17 protein-coding genes are annotated in these 19,365 nt (G+C 69.0%); 12 read left to right on the top strand and 5 right to left on the bottom strand.

The window, feature by feature from the left end:
* The first annotated feature begins 768 nt into the window (after positions 1–768).
* The 10 genes from H5411_RS16315 to H5411_RS16270 all read left to right on the top strand — a co-directional run bounded on the left by H5411_RS16315 (position 769) and on the right by H5411_RS16270 (position 12,893).
* On the top strand, positions 769–1,293 hold the full coding sequence (locus H5411_RS16315; protein WP_101435204.1) for a (2Fe-2S)-binding protein: 525 nt from the start codon (positions 769–771) through the stop codon (positions 1,291–1,293).
* Positions 1,293–3,731, top strand: coding sequence for a xanthine dehydrogenase family protein molybdopterin-binding subunit (locus tag H5411_RS16310; protein WP_101435203.1), 2,439 nt, complete (start codon positions 1,293–1,295; stop codon positions 3,729–3,731). The genes H5411_RS16315 and H5411_RS16310 overlap by 1 nt, the downstream gene beginning before the upstream one ends.
* Positions 3,728–4,582 carry an FAD binding domain-containing protein gene (locus H5411_RS16305; protein ID WP_183124279.1) on the top strand — a complete coding sequence of 285 codons (855 nt, stop codon included), beginning with the start codon at positions 3,728–3,730 and terminating at the stop codon, positions 4,580–4,582. The genes H5411_RS16310 and H5411_RS16305 overlap by 4 nt, the downstream gene beginning before the upstream one ends.
* A gap of 133 nt (positions 4,583–4,715) precedes the next feature.
* The gene (locus tag H5411_RS16300) at positions 4,716–5,411 is read left to right on the top strand and encodes an SRPBCC family protein (RefSeq protein WP_101435201.1); all 696 of its coding nucleotides are present in this window, start codon (positions 4,716–4,718) and stop codon (positions 5,409–5,411) included.
* 218 nt (positions 5,412–5,629) lie between these two features.
* Positions 5,630–6,844, top strand: coding sequence for a GGDEF domain-containing protein (locus tag H5411_RS16295; protein WP_183124300.1), 1,215 nt, complete (start codon positions 5,630–5,632; stop codon positions 6,842–6,844).
* A 38-nt stretch (positions 6,845–6,882) separates the two neighbouring features.
* Positions 6,883–7,938: an NAD(P)-binding domain-containing protein gene (locus H5411_RS16290; RefSeq protein ID WP_183124278.1), complete on the top strand. Its 1,056-nt coding sequence runs from the start codon at positions 6,883–6,885 to the stop codon at positions 7,936–7,938.
* A 242-nt stretch (positions 7,939–8,180) separates the two neighbouring features.
* Positions 8,181–9,821, top strand: coding sequence for a discoidin domain-containing protein (locus H5411_RS16285; RefSeq protein ID WP_312878336.1), 1,641 nt, complete (start codon positions 8,181–8,183; stop codon positions 9,819–9,821).
* Between the two features lie 9 nt (positions 9,822–9,830).
* Complete coding sequence (locus H5411_RS16280) at positions 9,831–11,063, top strand: MFS transporter (RefSeq protein WP_101435197.1); 1,233 nt, start codon at positions 9,831–9,833, stop codon at positions 11,061–11,063.
* Positions 11,060–12,004 carry a TolB-like translocation protein gene (locus H5411_RS16275; RefSeq protein WP_101435196.1) on the top strand — a complete coding sequence of 315 codons (945 nt, stop codon included), beginning with the start codon at positions 11,060–11,062 and terminating at the stop codon, positions 12,002–12,004. The genes H5411_RS16280 and H5411_RS16275 overlap by 4 nt, the downstream gene beginning before the upstream one ends.
* A gap of 67 nt (positions 12,005–12,071) precedes the next feature.
* Complete coding sequence (locus H5411_RS16270; RefSeq protein ID WP_101435195.1) at positions 12,072–12,893, top strand: alpha/beta fold hydrolase; 822 nt, start codon at positions 12,072–12,074, stop codon at positions 12,891–12,893.
* A 32-nt stretch (positions 12,894–12,925) separates the two neighbouring features.
* Here H5411_RS16270 and H5411_RS16265 read toward each other — a convergent pair whose 3' ends face one another.
* Genes H5411_RS16265 through H5411_RS16250 form a run of 4 tightly spaced genes read right to left on the bottom strand, consistent with a single transcriptional unit; the run spans position 12,926 to position 16,633 of the window.
* On the bottom strand, positions 12,926–13,708 hold the full coding sequence (locus tag H5411_RS16265) for an ATP-binding cassette domain-containing protein (RefSeq protein ID WP_101435194.1): 783 nt from the start codon (positions 13,706–13,708) through the stop codon (positions 12,926–12,928).
* Complete coding sequence (locus tag H5411_RS16260) at positions 13,705–14,733, bottom strand: ABC transporter permease (protein WP_101435193.1); 1,029 nt, start codon at positions 14,731–14,733, stop codon at positions 13,705–13,707. Before H5411_RS16260 ends, H5411_RS16265 begins: the two co-directional genes overlap by 4 nt.
* Positions 14,730–15,731: a sugar ABC transporter substrate-binding protein gene (locus H5411_RS16255; RefSeq protein ID WP_101435192.1), complete on the bottom strand. Its 1,002-nt coding sequence runs from the start codon at positions 15,729–15,731 to the stop codon at positions 14,730–14,732. The genes H5411_RS16260 and H5411_RS16255 overlap by 4 nt, the downstream gene beginning before the upstream one ends.
* A gap of 29 nt (positions 15,732–15,760) precedes the next feature.
* Entirely contained in the window at positions 15,761–16,633 is an 873-nt protein-coding gene (locus tag H5411_RS16250; RefSeq protein ID WP_101435191.1) for a sugar phosphate isomerase/epimerase family protein, read from the bottom strand.
* A gap of 124 nt (positions 16,634–16,757) precedes the next feature.
* On the opposite strand from H5411_RS16250, the gene H5411_RS16245 reads away from it, so the two are divergent.
* Together H5411_RS16245 and H5411_RS16240 are read left to right on the top strand one after the other, a co-directional pair.
* A complete protein-coding gene (locus tag H5411_RS16245) occupies positions 16,758–17,768 on the top strand; it encodes a LacI family DNA-binding transcriptional regulator (RefSeq protein WP_101435190.1) in 1,011 nt (336 codons plus the stop codon).
* Positions 17,765–18,766, top strand: coding sequence for a Gfo/Idh/MocA family protein (locus tag H5411_RS16240; protein WP_183124277.1), 1,002 nt, complete (start codon positions 17,765–17,767; stop codon positions 18,764–18,766). The genes H5411_RS16245 and H5411_RS16240 overlap by 4 nt, the downstream gene beginning before the upstream one ends.
* Before the next feature lies 1 nt (position 18,767).
* On the opposite strand, the gene H5411_RS16235 is transcribed toward H5411_RS16240, so the two are convergent.
* Positions 18,768–19,364, bottom strand: a complete 597-nt coding sequence (locus H5411_RS16235) for a TetR/AcrR family transcriptional regulator (protein WP_101435189.1) — start codon at positions 19,362–19,364, stop codon at positions 18,768–18,770.
* Between the last annotated feature and the right edge of the window lies 1 nt (position 19,365).

The following is a 19,365-nucleotide window of genomic DNA, read 5'->3' as shown; positions in this document are numbered from 1 at the left end:
ATGCGGCGGCTGGTGGCCAGGTGCGGGCTGGGCGGACACGGAGCTGAAGACCTCGCAACTCCGGCCAGGAATCCGCCACCTGAGGGCGGCTGCCCCGGGCAGCGCAGTAGGCGTTGCGAGGATCGAGCGGCCGCTGCCGGGAAGCGCGGCAGCCGTGCGGGTGGCCGGGATGGTGCATTTCGGCTGGTGGTGCGCGAACTGTGTGGAAGCGCTGCTAGGTCGAGGGGAGGCGGAGCTCGAACGGTCGTGCGGGTGGCCGCGAGGGTGCATTCCGGCTGGTGGCGCGCCAACCGTCCGGAAATGCCACCAGTTCGACGGACAGGCGGAGATCAGACAGCCGTACGAGGTGGCCAGAGCGTCGGGGTGTGGCTGCTGGTGCGGAGGGCATCACCTGCCAAGGAGCGCCAGGCCCGGCAGAGCCTCATGCGAACGATGCGGCGAGTCGGCGCGATTCGCCGGGAAACCCCCTTCCCCGCAACGAAACCCGGTGAACCCCCGACCCGAAACCCGGCACCCTCGGGAAGATCCGCCCGCCAGCTCCGACGGAGGAAAAATCACCCGTCCGGCTTCACGCATCTGCGCATCAAAGACCCCAAAAACACCGCATCTGCGGAACGACCCAGCCGACGTGCGACATCAGGACTTGTCCGCGCGCGAAAGGCGTAGCACGCTCCCCTGTGAGGCCGATCACGATCGCGCCTTGGCCGTTCCCGAACCGGCCCGCCGCCTCCGCCGGGGCTGGCGGGCATTTGCACTTGGAGGCCTTTGATGCGCATCACCGTCACTGTCGACGGCACGAAATACACCGATGACGTCGAGCCGCGCACCCTGCTCGTCCACTACTTACGGGAACGCGTCGGGAAGGTGGGCACCGTCGTCGGGTGCGACACCAGCAACTGCGGCGCGTGCACCGTCCATCTCGACGGACACAGCGTGAAATCCTGTTCCGTCCTCGCCGTGCAGGCCGACGGATGCGAGGTCACCACCATCGAGGGGCTGGCCCGCGACGGCCAGCTGCACCCGGTCCAGCAGGCGTTCCACGACAACCACGCGCTGCAGTGCGGGTTCTGCACACCGGGCATGATCATGCAGTCCATCGACCTGCTGGCCGACAACCCGGATCCGGACGAACAAGCGGTCCGCGAGGGGCTCGAGGGCAACCTCTGCCGCTGCACCGGTTACCAGAACATCGTGAAGGCGGTTCGCGACGCCGCGAAGCACATGAGTCCTGGTGCCGGGCCGGATGCCGAGAAGATCGATCAGCCCAACCACGTCGGCGTGGGTGGTGAATGATGACTGCCACGATCGAGCCTGAAGTCGGAAAGTCCCGTCGCCGCAAGGAAGACGAGCGGCTCATCACCGGGCGTACCCGGTGGACGGACAACATCGCGTTGCCCGGCATGCTGCACCTCGCGGTGCTCCGGAGTCCGCTGGCGCACGCGAAGATCGTTTCGATCGACACGTCGGCGGCGAAAGAATCCGCCGGTGTCGTCGCTGTTTACACCGCGGCTGACCTCGATCCCGAGGGGGCGATCGGCATGCCGTGCGCGTGGCCGATCACGCCGGACATGGCTGCCCCACGACGTCCGGTGCTGGCGTCGGATCGGGTGAATTTCGCTGGCGAGGGCGTGGCCGTCGTGGTCGCACGGTCCGCTGCGGAGGCGCACGACGCGCTTGAGGCGATCGAGGTGGAGTACGACGAACTGCCGCCGGTTCTCGACCTGGAAGCCGCGCTCGCCGAAGACGCGCCGCTCGTGCACGAAGAACTCGGCAGCAACAAGAACGCCTTCTGGGCCTTCGACTCGGCTGAAGCAGGCACCGGCGGCAACGTCGAGGAAGCACTGTCCTCTTCGGAGATCGTGCTGAAGCGACGGTTCCGTCAGCAGCGCCTGGTGCCCGCGTTCATGGAGCCGCGCGCGTGCGTGGTCGACCCGACCGGCGCGCAGCTGACCATGTGGTCGGCCACCCAGGTGCCGCACATCCTGCGCGTGATGTCCGCGCTGACGCTCGGCATCCCGGAGCACAAGCTGCGCGTGATCGCCCCGGACGTCGGCGGCGGGTTCGGCGGCAAGATCGGCGTGCTGCCCGAGGAAATGATGACCGTGCTCGTCGCGAACAAGCTCGGCAAGCCGGTGAAGTGGAACGAATCCCGGTCCGAGACGATGCTCGCCGCGCACCACGGCCGCGACCAGATCCAGGACATCACGATCTCGGCGAAGGCCGACGGGACGGTCACCGGGCTCAAGGTCGAACTGCTCGCCAACCTCGGCGCGTACAACGGCCTGGTCGGACCGGGCGTGCCGATCCTCGGCGCGTTCATGTTCAACGCGATCTACAAGATCCCGGCCTACCACTTCGCCTGCACCAACGTCTTCACCACGACCACGCTCACCGACGCCTACCGCGGCGCGGGCCGTCCGGAAGCGACGTTCGCGATCGAGCGGATCATGGACGAGCTGGCCGACGAACTGGGCATGGACCCGGTGGAGCTGCGCGAAAAGAACTGGATCAAGCACGAGGAATTCCCGTTCACCACGGTGTGCGGGCTCACCTACGACTCCGGCAACTACGAGGCCGCGACCGCGAAGGCCAAGGAGCTCTTCGGCTACGACGCGCTGCGCCGCGAGCAGAAGGAACGCCGCGAGGCGAACGATCCGGTGCAGCTCGGCATCGGGGTCTCGACGTTCACCGAAATGTGCGGGCTCGCGCCGTCGCGGGTGCTGGGTTCGCTCGACTACGGCGCCGGCGGCTGGGAATACGCGTCGCTGCGGATGCTGCCGACCGGCAAGGTCGAGGTCACGACGGGTGCGTCCGCGCACGGCCAGGGGCACGAGACGGCGTGGAGCCAGATCGTGGCCGACCAGCTGGGCGTGTCCTTCGAGGACGTCGAGGTGCTGCACGGCGACACGCAGTCCTCGCACAAGGGCCTCGACACTTACGGCTCGCGTTCGCTGGTCGTCGGCGGCATCGCGATCGTCAAGGCCGCGGAGAAGGTGGTCGCGAAGGCGAAGCCGATCGCCGCGCATCTGCTGGAGTGCTCGGAGGACGATCTCGAGTTCTCCGGCGGCAAGTTCACCGTGAAGGGCACGGATTCGTCGACGACGATCCAGGACGTCGCGCTCGCGGTGTTCGCCGCGCACAACCTGCCGGACGGCGTCGAACCGTCGCTCGATTCCGACGCCACCTTCGACCCGGAGAACTTCTCCTTCCCGCACGGCACCCACTTGTGCGCGGCCGAAGTGGACACGGAAACGGGCCGGGTGAAACTGCGGTCGTACGTCTGCGTGGACGACGTCGGCAAGGTGGTCAACCCGCTGATCGTGGAAGGCCAGGTGCACGGCGGGCTCGCACAGGGCATCGCGCAGGCGTTGTTCGAGGAGGCCGTGCACGACGAGAGCGGCACGCTCACCACCGGCACGTTCGCCGACTACCTGCTGCCCTCGGCGGCCGACCTGCCGTCGTTCACCACGGACCGCACGGAAACGCCGTCGACCACGAACCCGCTGGGGGCCAAGGGAGTCGGCGAGGCGGGCACCATCGCCTCGACGCCCGCCGTGGTCAATGCGGTGGTCGACGCGGTGCGCCACTTCGGCGTGAACGACATCGAAATGCCGCTTACCCCGATGCGCGTGTGGAACGCGGTGCGGGGCGGCGCCGCCAACGCCGGCGGACCCGGCGGCGAGGCCGGCGGCGGCCTCGGTTCGATCGACGCCTCCGGAGGTGCCCAGTGATCCCGGCTCCGTTCGACTACGTCGCTCCGTCCACGGTGGACGAAGCCGTGCAGGCGCTCGCCGCGGCGGGCGAGGACGCCAAGGTACTGGCGGGCGGGCAAAGCCTGCTGCCGGTGCTGCGGATGCGCCTCGCCGCGCCGACAACGCTGATCGACCTCGGGAAAATCGCCGAACTGCGCGGGGTGCGCGAGGACGGCGACGCGCTCGTGGTCGGTGCGATGACGACGCATTACGAGGTCCAGCGCGACTCGTTGATCGCCGAGCACGCCGCGCTGGTGAAGGAAGCGACCGACACCGTCGCGGACCCGCAGGTGCGGCACCGCGGCACGTTCGGCGGCGCGATCGCGCACGCGGACCCGGCGGGCGACCTGCTGGCTCCGGTGCTCGCACTGGACGGCGAGCTGGTGCTGGCCGGTCCGGACGGGCGGCGCACGGTGTCCGCGGCGGAGTTCTTCCAGGACTACTTCACCACCGCGCTGGCCCCGGACGAACTGCTCGTCGAGGTGCGGCTGCCCAAGCACACCGGCTGGCGGGCGCACTACGAGAAGTTCAACCGGGTCGCCCAAGCCTGGTCGATGTGCGCGGTGGCGGCCACCGTGCGCACCGAGGGCGGCGTGATCGAGGAAGCCCGGGTGGCGCTCACGAACATGGGCGCGACGCCGGTCCGCGCGACAGCCGTGGAGCAGGCGCTGCTCGGCGCGCAGGCCAACGCGGAGACGATCCGGGCGGCCGCCGCCCACGCGGCCGAGGGCACCAACCCGGTCGCGGACGGCAATTCCGACGTCGAGTACCGCCAGCATCTCGCGCGGGTGCTGACCGGGCGTGCCGTCGCGGCGGCGGTGGGCGCCTGAGCTGACCGCCCGGGAAGGACTCCTTGAGGGAATCTGAGTCCCCCAAGGAGTCCTTCCCGGGCCGCTCCCCGCGAGACGGCCGTAAGGTGGACGGCAACGGCTCGAAGCAGTGTGCAGGAGAGGAGGTCGGCCCGTGCGGCTCGACCACGAATTCACCGTCCCCGCCCCGATCGGGGAGGTCTGGCAGGCCGTCATCGACCCGGAGCGGGTCGCCCCGTGCATGCCGGGCGCCTCGCTCACCAAGGTGGAGGGGGACACCTTCGCGGGCACGGTGAAGGTCAAGCTGGGGCCGATTTCGCTGCTGTACAAGGGAACCGGCGAGTTCCTGGAGAAGGACGAGGCGGCGCGCAAGGTCGTCATCAAGGCGTCCGGCAAGGACGCCCGCGGCGGCGGCACCGCGGCCGCGACGGTCACCCTCACGCTCACCGAGCGCGACGGCGGCACGCACGGCGCGGTCGCCACCGACCTGGCGATCACCGGACGCCCGGCGCAGTTCGGCCGCGGCCTGATCTCCGAGGTGGGCGGCAAGATCCTCGACACCTTCGCGGGGAACCTCGCGGCCTCGCTGAAGACCCCGGCCGAAGAAGCCGCGGCTCCGGCGGAGAAGCCGGAAGAGAAGGCCGAAGAGAAGCCTGCCGAGGAGAAGCCGGCCGCCGACGAAAAGCCGCACCTGCGGAGCGTTCCGGCCGGCGGTTCGACCGGCGAGACCGAGGCGATCGACCTGCTCGACTACGCGGGCCAGTCCGTCGCGAAGCGGCTGGCTCCGGTGGCCGCGGGCGTGGTCGTGCTGCTGATCGTGCTGGCCATCGTGCGGAAGCTGCGCCGCTGACCGGTCCGGCACCTGCCCGCTCTCTACCCAGAGCGTGCCCAGCGGGCAATTCGCGAAGGAGTTTTCGCTCGGTTCGGCTAGTTGCGGAGCCGACCCGCTACCCTGGGCAACTTCCGTAGGCCGAATTTCGCGTGGGGGCGCCCGTGACGCAGGCACCTGTCCCCATCGGGGTGCGCGGCGCGGTGACGGCCTGGCGCGGCTGGCCTCCGCGCTGGGCGATGTGGGCGGTCGCGCGGCGGCGGTGGATCGGCTACGCGCTAGCGTGCGAAGCGGTCGCGACGGCGCTCACCGCGACCGGTCTGGCGACCGGGTTCGGCGGGCCAGTGCAGTTCAGTTCGTTCGGCGTGCTCGCCGGGCTGGGCATCGCGCAGGCCGAAATGTCGCGGCGGATCGAGCGGCTGCGGCGGTGGATGAGCGGCCAGACGCACATCAATGTCACCTCCGTCTGGTATCTCGCCGGCGCGTTCCTGCTTCCGCCGGCGTGGGTCGCGTTGCTGGCGTTGGTGCTGTACCTGCATCTGTGGCTGCGAGTGTGGCGACACGTGCGTACGCGGCCCGCGCATCGCTTTGCGGCGAGTACCGCGTGGGCGATGCTGTCGTGCTTCGCGGCGTCTGCGGTATTGACCATCGGCGGTCTGGATCAAGCGCGGCTCGATACCGCGTACGGCGTCCTCGCGCTCGTACTGGCGGCAGCTGCCTTTGAACTTGTGAACGTCGTGCTCGTGGCGACAGGCATTTACCTGTACACGAACAGCCGCTCGCCCGCGGACCTCATCGGCACGTGGGAGGACAACGCCTTCGAGCTGGCGACGCTCTGTCTGGGCGGGCTCGTCGCGCTGGCGTTCGTCCATCAGCCAGTGCTCGTGGTGTTCGTGCTGCCGCCGTTGCTGTTGCTGCACCGCTATCTCCTGCTGAAGCAGCAGTTGCAGGTGGCGGTCGTGACCGACGAGAAGACCGGGTTGCTCAACACCGCGGGCTGGCACGAGCTGGCGACCCGCGAATTCACCCGGGCCCGGCGGCGCGGGACCGGCAGCGGGTTCGCCGTGCTGATGATCGATCTCGACCACTTCAAGCGCATCAACGACACGTACGGGCACCTCACCGGCGACGAGGTGCTCGCCGCGGTTGCCGTGACGATTGAGTCCTCGGTGCGGCAAAGCGACACCGTCGGCCGGTTCGGCGGCGAGGAATTCGTGGTCCTGCTGCCCGCGACCGGCGGCACGGACGTGCTCGGGATCGCCGAACGGGTGCGGGTCGCGGTGGGGGAGCTGACCGTCTCGGTGGGAGGTCCGCTGCGGATCAGCGGACTCTCCGTGTCCGTCGGGGTCGCGTGCTATCCGCAGGCGGGCACCACCCTCGACGAGGTGCTGCGGTCGGCCGACGCCGCGCTGTACCGGGCGAAAGACGCCGGCCGCAACCGGGTCGCGGTCTGAGCCGGAAATACCGGGCGCGGGCAATTGTTGAACGTTGTATGAGCAGTGCGGATCACGAGACCGACGTCGTGGTGATCGGGGCCGGGCAGGCCGGGCTGTCGGCGGCGTATCACCTGCGCCGGGCCGGGTTCGCCAACGAACGCGGGTTCGTCGTGCTCGACCACGGCAAGCGCGCGGGCGGCGCGTGGCAATACCGGTGGCCGTCGCTGGTGGTCGGCAGGGTGCACGGGATCCACGACCTGCCGGGGATGGCGTTCGGGACTCCGGACCCTGCGCGCCCGGCGAGCGAGGCCGTGTCGGAGTACTTCGGGCGCTTCGAGAAGACGTACGACTTGCCCGTGCATCGTCCGGTCGACGTGACCGCGGTGCGGCGCGCGGGGGAGCGGCTGCTGGTCGAATCGCCCGCGGAAACGTGGGCGGCGCGTGCGGTGATCAGCGCGACCGGGACGTGGGATCGGCCGTTCTGGCCGCGTTATCCCGGCAATTTCGCCGGACGGCAGCTGCACACGGCGGATTACCGCGGTGCTGACGAATTTCGCGACCAGCGCGTGGTGGTCGTGGGCGGCGGAACGTCGGCGGTGCAGTTGCTGATGGAGATCGGCCCGGTCGCCCGTTCGACAGTGTGGGTGACGCGGCGTCCGCCGGTGTGGCGCGAGGAAGAGTTCAGCGAGGACTGGGGCCGCATGGCGGTGGCGAAGGTGGAGCAGCGGGTGCGGGCCGGGCTGCCGCCGGAGAGCGTCGTGAGCGTGACAGACCTGCCGGTGACGCCGCAGGTGCTCGCCGGTCGGGCGGCGGGATATCTGGACCGGCGGCCGATGTTCTCGCGCCTGGTCGCCGACGGGGTCGTCTGGGAGGACGGCAGTTTCGAGCCCGCGGACGTCATCCTGTGGGCGACCGGGTTCCGGGCCTCGATCGATCACCTGGCTCCGCTGCATTTGCGGACGCCGGGCGGCGGGATCCGGATGGACGGGACTCGGGTCGTCGCGGAGCCGCGGCTGCATTTGGTCGGGTACGGGCCTTCGGCGAGCACGGTGGGGGCGAACCGGGCCGGTCGCGCCGCCGTGCAGGAGGTTCGGCGGCTGCTGCGGCCTTGAGCGCTCCGTGAAGGACTCCTTGGCGGAATCAGATTCCCTGAAGGAGCCCTTCACGGATCTTCAGCCGGAGGCGAGGTTCCGCTGAGCGGGTGGTCTTGATCGTTTCACGTCCGTTCCGGGCTTGTCGGGAGAAACCGGCCCCGCTACTCTGCCGTTTAGTTAGGAAACTTTCTTAACGCAACGAGACGCCGCAGAACCGTAACGCCGCCGCCCTGTTCCCGTCCGGCCCGAAGGAGTGCGACGTGTCCTCGTCCCGTGTCCGAAGTCTCGCCCGGTTCGCGTTGCCGGCGGCCGCGGTGGTGCTGTTGCCCGCCGCGGTCTCGCCCGCGCGCGACGCCAGTGCCGCTGCCGCCGATGTGCTGCTGTCCCAAGGGAAACCCGTCAGCACGTCCACGCTCGAGGCGTCCACGTTGAGCGGCGAGAACGCCGTCGACGGGAATCTCAAAACCCGCTGGGCCAGCGCGGTCAGCGCCGACGCCCAGTGGCTGCGCGTCGATCTCGGGCAGGCCGCCACGGTCCACCGGGTGAAGCTGAACTGGGAAGCGGCCTACGCCAAGAAGTATCGCATCGAGATCTCCGACGACGGCGAGAACTTCAAGCCGATCGCGACGATCACCAACGGCGACGGCGGCACCGACGACCTCACCGGGTTGTCCGGGCACGGCCGGTTCCTGCGCTTCGTCGGCACCGAGCGCGCCACGAAGTACGGCTACTCGCTGTGGGAGCTCCAGGCGTACGGCACGCCGGACTCGTCCGGTGACACCCAGCCGCCCACTGCTCCGTCGAACCTCGCCGCGGGCGAGATCGGTGCGAACAGCGTCGCGTTGACCTGGGCCGCCGCGACGGACAACGTCGGCGTCAGCGGGTATGAGGTGCTGCGGGACGGCAAGTCCATCGCCACGAGCACGTCCACGTCCTACACCGACAACGGCCTTTCGCCGGACACCGACTACACCTACACCGTCCGGGCGAAGGACGCCGCCGGCAACGCTTCGCCGGTCAGCGCCGCGGTCAAGGTGCACACGAAGCCGGGGACGGCGGGCAACACCTTCGTCCTCGCCGCGGCGGGCGACATCGCCGAACAGTGCACCGCCAGCAGCTCCAGCTGCATGCACCCGAAGACCGCGAAGCTCGTCCAGCAGATCAACCCCGCCGCGGTGATCACCATGGGCGACAACCAGTACGACGCCGAGAACGACTCGCTGACGCTGCAGAACTTCAAGGACTACTACGACAAGACCTGGGGCAAGTTCAAGAGCATCACGCATCCGGTCCCGGGCAACCACGAGACCTACGACGACACCCCGTTCCAGGCCTACGAGCAGTACTTCGGCAAGATCGCCACGCCGAACGGGAAGCGGTACTACAGCTGGGAAATGGGCAACTGGCACTTCATCGCCCTCGACTCCAACGGCTTCGTCGACGACAAGGACGGCGGCGAGCTGAAGGACACCGACCAGATGAACTGGATCAAGCAGGATCTGGCCAAGAACACCAAGGGCTGCGTCGCGGCGTACTACCACCACCCGCGGTGGAGCTCCGGCGACCACGGCGACCAGCGCGGGTCCAAGCAGCTGTGGGACCTGTTCGCGCAGAACAAGGTCGACCTGATCCTCAACGGCCACGACCACCACTACGAGCGGTTCGTCCCGCAGGACGCGAACGGCAAGGCGGACCCGGCGGGCCCGGTCGAGATCGTCGGCGGCATGGGCGGCGCGAACCCGTACCCGGTCCACGCCGCGCACCCGACCACGGCGAAGCTGCTCAAGGACACCTTCGGCGTGCTGAAACTGACGATGACCGACACGACGTTCTCCGAGCAGCTGATCGGTCTCGACGGCACGGTGCTGGACAGCAGCCCGACCTACACCTGCCACAACTAGGGGCCGGTCATGTACATCGCGGCAAGCCGTAGTTCGGACGTCGCGGCGGGCACCGAGCGCAAGGCCGGCCTGCGCCGGGTGTCGGCGAACGTCGTCGCACTCGGCGCGGTCAGCCTGGTCACCGACATCTCCTCGGAGATGGTGACCGCGGTGCTCCCGCTGTATCTGGTGCTCGGCCTCGGGCTGAACCCGCTGCAGTTCGGCCTGCTCGACGGGCTTTACGCGGGAGCCACCGCCGTGGTCCGCGTGCTCGGCGGGCATCTGGCCGACCGGTGGCGCCGGCTCAAGGCGGTCGCCGGGTTCGGCTACGGCTTGTCCGCGGTGTGCAAGCTCGGCCTGGTCGCGGCCGGTTCGTCGGTCGCGGCGATCGGCGTGGTGCTCGCCGCCGACCGCACCGGCAAGGGGCTGCGCACCGCCCCGCGCGACGCGTTGATCTCGCTCAGCAGCGAGCCCGCGACGCTCGGCCGGTCTTTCGGCGTGCACCGCGCGATGGACACCGTCGGCGCGTTCCTCGGTCCGCTCGTCGCGATGGCGGTGCTCGCGCTGAGCCTCGGCAGCTACCCGTCGGTGTTCTTCACCAGCTTCTGCATCGCGGCGATCGCGGTGTTGCTGCTCGTGTTGTTCGTCCGCGACCGGCCGGCTGCGGTCGACCGGGCAGCGGTGTCCGTGCGGGCCGCGCTCGGGCTGTTGCGCGAGCGGGGTTTCCGCCGTGTGGCGGTGTGGGCGGCGCTGCTCGGGTTCGTGACCCTCGGCGATTCCTTTGTGTACCTGGTGCTTCAGCGACGCTGGGACGTCGCGGCGACGTTCTTCCCGTTGCTGCCGCTCGGCACTGCCGCGGTGTATCTGGTGCTGGCGGTGCCCCTGGGCAAACTGGCCGACCGGATCGGGCGCTGGCCGGTGTTCCTCGGCGGGCACGTCGCGCTCGTCGCCGCGCTGATCGCGTTGTGCGGGCCGGTGTCCGGGTTCTGGCTCGCGGCTCTCGCTTTGGGGCTGCACGGCGTGTTCTACGCGGCCACCGACGGGGTGCTGATGGCTGCTGCCGGACCACTGGTGCCCGCCGATCTCCGCGCGACCGGTCTGGCCGTGGTCCAAACCGGACAGGCTGCCGCGCGGATGCTCTCGTCTGTCCTCTTCGGACTCGCCTGGACCTTGTGGGATCTCCAGCCCGCGGTTCTCGTCGCTGCCGGAGCGCTCGCTGTCGTGGCGCTCGGCGCTGCTTTCGCAAGGCCGGTGCGCACATGAAAAAAGTACTTCTCGCGGTTGCCGGAACGGTGGTGCTCGCAGCCGCCGCGGTGGTTTACACAGTTGCCGCGCGGCCGAGTCCGGCTGAACCCGCGAAGGTCGAACATCTTTCGCTCGCGCCTGGGCAGTTGTTCTTTCGCAGCACCAAGACGGGCAACGTCGGCGTCGTTCCGCTCGCGAATCCCGGCGCCGCGCCGAAGTTCAGCGATCTGAAGTGCGATCGGTTCGCGGTCTCCGCGTCGACGGGGATGTGTCTCGCGGTGCGGCCCGGCACATTGCCCGCGGTCAGCGATTTCAGCGTCCTCGACCGGAATTTCACCACGGTGCACAAGGACTATCTGCCGGGGACGCCGAGCCGGGCGCGGGTGTCGCCGGACGGCAAACGGGTGTACTGGACGGTGTTCGTCACCGGCGATTCCTACGCGGCCACCGGGTTTTCGACGCGGGCCGGGGTGTACCAGCTGGACAACGGCGAGCTGGAAAAGACGATCGAGGAACTGCCGGTCCTGGTCGACGGGAAGCGGTATTTCTCCTCCGACGTCAACTACTGGGGCATCACGTTCAGCAAGGACGGCAAGCGCTTCTACTCGACGCTGGGCACCAAGGGCAAGACGTATCTGATCGAAGGCAATTACGACACCTACCGCGGCAAAGCGCTGCGGGAGAACGTGGAATGCCCGTCGCTGTCGCCGGACGAGACGCGGATCGCGTTCAAGAAGAAGGTCGGCGAGGGCGTCTGGCGGCTGTCCGTGCTCGACCTCAAGACGATGCGGGAGACCGCGCTCGCCGAGACCCGCAGCGTCGACGACCAGGCGCTCTGGCAGGACGACCACACGATCCTGTATGGCCTCGAGAACGCCGTGTGGTCGGTGCCCGCGGACGGGTCCGGGACCCCGCGCAAGCTCGTCTCCGACGCGGCGTCGCCCGCCGTCACCAGCTGATTCGACATCTCTTTACGTCGTATAGTACGGTCGGGTCCGACGACACTTTACGACGTAAAGAGATGAGATGGCTGAGGCTGCTCTGCACGATGGAACGCGGATCGAAGCGCAGGTCCACGGGGACGGGCCGGTGCTGCTGCTCCCGGTCGACCCCCGGCCCGCGGAAGGACCGGAGGCCGAAGCGGCCCGGCAGTGGGGTGCGGACCCGGAGCTGGGCCGTTCGCTGATCGAGGGATTCGCCGGGTTCCGAGTGGTGGCCTTCGACTACCAGGGACACCGGATGGCGCATCCGGCCGACTTGACGCCGGACGCGGTCGCGGCGGATTTCCTGGCGGTGGCGGACGCGGTCGGGGTCGACCGGTTCTCGTACTACGGGTACTCGTGGCTGGCGCTTTCCGGGTTGCAGCTGGCGTTGCGGACGGATCGGCTGGACGCGCTGGCGATGGGCGGGTATCCGCCGCTGGACGGGCCGTATGCGGCGATGCTCGCGGTGACCCGGGCGACGCACGAGATGGCGTCGGCCGGGCCTGTTCTTTCGGGGTCAGCGGCTGAGCCGGGGGACTGGGATTCGGTGGACGTCACGTTGTCCGCCGGGCAGACGAAGCAGTTCGTGACGTTGTATGAGGCGTTGCGGGACTTCGACGACCGGGCGGTCGAGCTGTCGTGCCCCCGGCTGTGTTTCGCGGGTTCGGAGGACCGGATCGAATATGGGGAACGGTGGGGCGGAGTGACCGTCGACATCGCCGGTCCGTTGCTGCGGGAGCGCGCCGAGCTGGAGGCGCGCGGATGGACCGTCGAGGTGCTCGACGGGCTGGACCACCTGAGCGCCATGCAGGCGGCCGCGGTGGTTCCGGTGGTGCGGCCGTGGCTGGAGAAGGTGACCTCGTGAGTGGCAATCGCGGTTCTAGCCGCGATGAACACTCACGACGCCTCCGCCTGCCGTAGCTCGTGCTCCAATGCCTCCAGTTCCGCGCCGCCGGCCATCTGCCGGGTCAGCTCCGGCAGGTCGATTTCGGTCTTCTCGTAGGACCCGAGCGCCGCGCCGCGTTTGAGGAGCAGGAAGCGGTCGGCCACCGGGTACGCGTGGTGCGGGTTGTGCGTGATCAGGACGACGCCCAGGCCCCGGTCGCGGGCCTGGGCCACGTACTTCAGCACCACGCCGGCCTGCTTCACGCCCAACGCGGCGGTCGGCTCGTCCAGGATCAGTACCTTCGCGCCGAAGTGGATGGCTCGAGCGATCGCGACGCACTGCCGTTCGCCGCCGGACAGCGTGCCGACCGGCTGTTCGACGTCTCGCAGGTCGATGCCCATCTCGGCAAGAGCTTTCTTCGTCAGCTCACGGCCTTTCCGCCGGTCCAGGGCCCGGAACGGGCCGAACCCGACGGTCGGCTCGGAGCCGAGGAAGAAGTTGCGCCACACGCTCATCAACGGCACCACCGCGAGATCCTGATACACCGTGGCGATTCCGCGATCCAGCGCTTCCCGGGGCGAAGCGAACCGTACCGGCGCGCCTTCGACCAGGAACTCGCCTTCGTCGTGCTGGTGCACCCCGGCGAGGATCTTGATCAAAGTGGACTTTCCGGCGCCGTTGTCGCCGAGCACGCAGGTGACTTCGCCCGCGTTGACCACTGTGGACACGTCGCGCAGCGCGACCACGGTGCCGTACCGCTTGCCGACGTCCTTGACTTCGAGGAGAGCGTTCATCGCCGGACCCTTTCCGCGCGCCGCCGCAGAGCGTTGTTGACCAGGACCGCCGCGAGCAGCATGATCCCGAGGAACAGCATGAACCAGTCGTTGTCCCAGCCGGCGAACACGATGCCCTGGCGCGCCATGCCGAAGATCAGCGCGCCGATCGCCGCGCCGACGGCCGAGCCGAACCCGCCGGTCAGCAGGCAGCCGCCGATCACCGCGGCGATGATGTACTGGAATTCGAGCCCGATGCCCTGGTTCGCCTGGACGCTCGCGAACCGCAGGATGTTGATCGAGCCGACCAGCCATCCGGCCAGCGCGGTGCCCATGAACAGCAGGATTTTCGTGCGCACCACCGGAACGCCGACCGCGCGTGCGCTCGCCGCCGAACCGCCGACCGCGAAGATCCAGTTGCCGAACCGCGTCCGGACCAGCAGCCACGCGGCCACCGCGATCGCGCCGAGCCACCAGACGATGGAGATCTGGAACGGGGTGCCGCCGATGTCCACCGTGGAGGCGAAGACGAACCCGGCGGACGCGTAGCCGTCGGTCGAGCGCATGCCGGACACCTGGACGGTGCCGGTCACCAGCCGGGTCACGCCGAGGTTCAATCCTTGCAGGGCAAGGAAAGTGCCGAGGGTGACGATGAAGCTCGGCAGTCCGGTCTTCATCACCAGCCAGCCGTTGAACGCGCCGACCGTCAGCGCGAAGACCAGCGAGACGAGCAGCGCGAGCCACACGTTCCAGCCCGCCTGGGTGGCGAGGATAGCGGTGACCAGCGACGTCGAGGCGGTCATCACGCCCGCGGACAGGTCGAACTCGCCGCCGACCATCAGGAGCGAGACGGCCACCGCCATGATGCCGAGCGTCGCCGCGTCGTCCAGCCAGGTCGCGGCTCCGCTGGCGCTGAAGAATTTGTCGGACGCGAAGGTGAAGAACAGGAAGACCACTACCGCGCCGAGCAGCGCGCCGATCTCCGGGCGCACCACCAGCCGGTCGGTCAGCCGCGGCTTCGCCAGGCGTTCGTCGAGGGTCGTCATCGGGTGCCCCTTTGCACGTACTGGCCGACCTTGTCCACTGTGGATTTGTCGACCAGGTCGGGTCCGGTGAGCACCGGTTTGCCGCCGCCGACGACGTTCGCGTTGTCCCGGTACAGCTTCAGGAACTCCACCGGGAGATAACCCTGTTCGTACTGCTGCTGGTCGACCGCGAACAGCACGTCCCCGGCCTTGATCGCGGCGACCACGTCGGAGTTGAGGTCGAACGTGGCGACCTGCGCCTTCGAGTTCACCGACTTGATCGCGCTCACCGCACGGGCGGCGACCTGCGAGTTGAGCGTCAGGACCGCGTCGATCGACGAGTCGGTCTGCACCGCGCCGCGGATGCGCGACTCGGCGTCGGTCGGGTTGGAGATGTCCACCTGCAGCGTCTGCACCGTGCCCGCGAACCCGGCCTTGGCACCGTCACAGCGCTGCGCCTGTCCGACGTTTCCGGCCTCGTGGATCACACACAACAGCTTGTGCTTGCCGAGGTCTTTGAACTTCTTCCCGGCTTCCTGTCCGGCGATCGACTCGTTCTGCCCGACGTGCGTGAGCGCGCCGTACTCCGCGCTCTTGTCCTCGCCGGAGTTGATGGTGATCACCGGGATCCCGGCGCGCACCGCGGCTTCGATGGACGGACGCAGCGCCTCCGGGTTGGCCATCGACACCACGAGCCCGCCGGTCTGCTGCGCGACTGCGTTGTCGATCAGCTTCGCCTGCGCGCCCGGATCTCCGTCGGACGTGTATTCGACTTGGACGCCCAGGTCCTTGCCCGCTTGTTCGGCGCCGTTCTTCACCACGTTCCAGAACGCGTCGCCCGCGGTGCCGTGGGTGATCACCGAAACCTTCAACGGTCCGGACGGCGTCGGCGCGGCGGCGGGCGCGGTCGTTTTCGGCTCGGCGGCCGGACCGGTGCACGCCGTCAGCAGCAAGCCCGCGGCCAGCAGGCCCGCCACCGCGCGGCTGGAGCGTCGTACGCGCTCCCAGCGATGGGACATCGTTGTCTCTCCTCGCTTGTCTTCCTACGTCAACCGGTGATTGTGCGCAGATACGAGAGGCTGGTCGCGACGTCCTGGCCGGGGCGGTCCACCGGGCTGTCGTCGCTCAGCGCGGTGTCCTGCTCCAGGACGTACCAGCCGTCGTAGCCCGCTTCGGCGACGGAGCGGACCATGGCTTCGATGTCCACGTCGCCCTCGCCGAGCGGCACGTAGAGCCCCTTGCCGACGGCTTCGGCGTACGGCAGCTGGCCTGCTCGGACAGCCTCGGCCAGCTCGCCGCGGACGTCCTTGAGGTGCAGGTGCCCGATCCGCCGCGGGTGCCGCTGCGCGAGCGCGACCGGGTCCGTGCCGCCGATCAGCAGGTGGCCGGTGTCCAGGCAGAGCTGGAGATCCGAGTCGGCGAGAAAGCGTTCGACCTCGGCCTCGGTCTCCACGTGCGTGCCGACGTGCGGATGCAGGACCGTCTGAAGGCCGTGTTTTGCCGCTGTGTCGCGGATCCTGCCCGCCGTGTTGACCAAAGTGGACCATTCGGCGTCGGTCAGGGTGGGCCGTTCGTCGTAACCGTCGAGGCCGGTCGCCGCGGCGAGGACGAGTGTTCCGCCGCCACACGCCGCAAAGAGCGCCGCTGAGTCTTCCGCCTCGCCGACCGCCGCGTCCGGGTTCACGTGCAGCGGCACCGCAAGGAAGCCGCCGACGAGTTCGAGCCGGTGACTGCCCAGCAGCTTCTTCAGCGCGGCCGGTTCGCGCGGCAGGTAGCCGGGCGGACCCAATTCCGTTGCGGTGACGCCTAATTCGGCCATCTCGCCGAGTACTGCCGGGGCCTCGAGCACTCGGCCCCAGCCGGGCACCTCGCAGACTCCCCACGAGATCGGGGCGGCGGCGACACGGATCTTCGCGGTCATGGATCCCTCTCCGGTCGGGGACAGTGCCTTCCGATGGATGCGGTGCGCGTGCCCTTGATTAGAGCGCTCTAAGCTTGTAGCGTCCGACCCGTCGAGTCAAGCGTTTCTCCGGGGAGGTTTCCGCATGGGGAAGCCCACCATGGAGGACGTCGCGGAGCGAGCCGGAGTCTCCCGGGCGCTGGTCTCGCTCGTCATGCGCAACGCGCCGAACGTCTCGGCGCAGCGGCGCGCGGCGGTGCTGAAAGCGGCCGAGGAACTGGGTTATTCGCCGCATGTGATGGCGCGGTCTCTCGCGAGCCGGACGTCGACGGTGCTGGGCGTGATGGTGAACGACCTGCGCAACGCCTTCTTCGCCGACGTCGTGGAAGGGCTGGACGCGGCGGCCCAAGCGGCCGGGTTCGACTTGATCCTCAACACCGGCGGCCGGATGCCTTCTCGGGAAGGCGCGGCATTGCGCAGTCTTCTGTCGTTCCGTCCGGCTGGCGTGGTGCTGTTGTCGCCGGTGGTTCCGGCCGCGGCGATCGAAGCCGCGGCACGGCAGTGTCCAGTAGTGTTGGTGTCGCGTACTTCCCGGCTGTCCACTGTGGATACGGTGAACGACGACGGCGAAGCTGGCGCTGCGTTGGCCGTCGAGCACTTGGTGCAGCTGGGGCATCGCCGGATCGCGCACCTCGACGGCGGGGGAGCGGCCGGTGCCGCGGCGCGGCGCCGAGGGTTTCGGCAGGCGATGCGGGCGCACGGGCTCGAACCGATCGTGGTGCGCAGCGAACATACCGACACCGCGGGCGAGAAAGCCGTGCAGGAGTTGCTGTCCTCGCACTCCCCGCGGCCGACCGCGCTGCTGGCGGGCAACGACTTCAACGCGGTCGGCGCGATCTCAGCGCTTGAGGAACACGGTTTGCGGGTACCGGAGGACGTTTCGGTGGTCGGCTACGACAACACGTCCTTGGCCGCCCTGCGGCACATTTCACTGACCACAGTGGACCAGCCGCGCGCGGAAATGGCGCGGCTGGCTTTCGACGCGTTACTGGAGCGCGTCCGCGGTGAACGCACTGAACCGGTGCGGCATCTGCTCCATCCGTCCCTGGTCGTGCGGCAGACCACGGGGCCGAACTCAGGGGAGGCACAGCGGTGAGGTTGGGACTGGCAGGGGCCGGGCGGATCGGTGCTTCGCACGCGGAAACGCTGGCGGGCTTCGAAGAGGTCACGTCCGTGGTCGTCGCGGACGTGGATCCCGCGCGAGCGCAAGCGGTGGCCGTTCGGCTCGGGGTCGAGGCGGCCGAGGGAATCGACGCGCTGTTCCGCGCTGGCCTCGACGGCCTGGTCATCGCGGCGGCCACGGACGCGCATCCGGAATTGATCATCCAGGCGGTCGACGCGCGGGTCCCGGTGTTCTGCGAGAAGCCGGTCGCCGCGGACATCCCCGGCACGCTCGCGGTGATCGACCGGATCGCGGACGCGGACGTCCCGGTGCAGATCGGCTTCCAGCGCCGGTTCGACGCGGGCTACCAGGCCGCGCGGGTCGCGGTGGAAAGCGGGGAACTGGGCTGGCTGCACACCGTGCGGGCGACCACTTTGGACCCGGCCCCGCCGCCTGCCGCCTATATCGCGCACTCCGGCGGCTTGTTCCGGGACTGCGGGGTGCACGACTTCGACATCATCCGCTGGGTGACCGGCCGGGAGGTCGAGGAGGTATTCGCCTTGGGACGCAACAAAGGCGAGCAGTTCTTCGCCGATTCTGGAGACGTCGACACCGCAGCGGTCGCGATGACGCTCGACGACGGAACTCTCGCGACGGTCTCGCTGACGCGCTACAACGGCGCGGGCTACGACGTGCGTTTCGAGGCCCTCGGTTCATCGGGGAATGCCGTGGTGGGCTTGGACGACCAGGCTCCGCTGCGGTCGGTGGAGCCCGGCGTCGAGCCATTGCCGGGACCGGCGTACCCAGGCTTCATGGAACGCTTCCGGACGGCTTATGCCGCTGAGCTGCGGGCGTTCCTGGACGTGGCCGCCGGACGGATCCCGTCGCCAGCGGGGGCGGGGGATGCGTTGGAGGCGTTCTACATCGCGGAGGCGTGCGAGGTCTCCCGTAAGGAGAATCGTCCGGTGCGGGTCGCGGAGGTGCGACGGTAGGTCAAGCTCGCGGGCGAAGCAGCTTCTCCACCAACGTATCCACCAATTCCTCCGGCACTGCCGCCCCGGTCAGTGCACAGTAGACAATCGGCCCGACCAGAGCGTCCATTGTGGCTTCTGGTCCCAGCGCCGGAGAAACCTCGCCTTCCTCGGCGGCCCGCGTCAGCATCTCGCGTTCGGCGATCTGCCGCGGTTCCAGGTAACGCTCGTGGAAGCGAGCCGCGGTCGCGACGTCGTGCTGTGCCTCGGCCAGCAGGGTGAGCAGGCATTTGCCCGCCGGGTCTTCGGCGAGGAAGTGCGCGAAGTCGCGCAGATACGTGCGGATGCTGTCGGCCGTCGGCAGTTCCGTCGGCACCGGCAGGCGTTTCTCGCTGTCCTCGATCAGCGTGTCCAGCAGGATTTCGACCTTGGACGGCCACCAGCGGTAGATCGTCTGCTTGGCGACGCCGGCACGACGCGCGATCGCCTCGACGGTCAGTGCGCTGAAGCCGTGTTCGACCAGCAGGTCGTCGGCAGCGTGGAGGACGGCCAGGCGCGCGGCCTCGTCGCGCCGGTTGCCGGAGCGTGCCCTGCGGGGCTGGGAATTGACGGCGGGCATA

Origin of the sequence: Amycolatopsis echigonensis, assembly GCF_014174495.1 — a bacterium.
Lineage (GTDB): Bacteria > Actinomycetota > Actinomycetes > Mycobacteriales > Pseudonocardiaceae > Amycolatopsis > Amycolatopsis echigonensis.
Note: the sequence above shows the minus strand (reverse complement) of the source record. Positions and strands in the feature narration are given on the sequence as shown.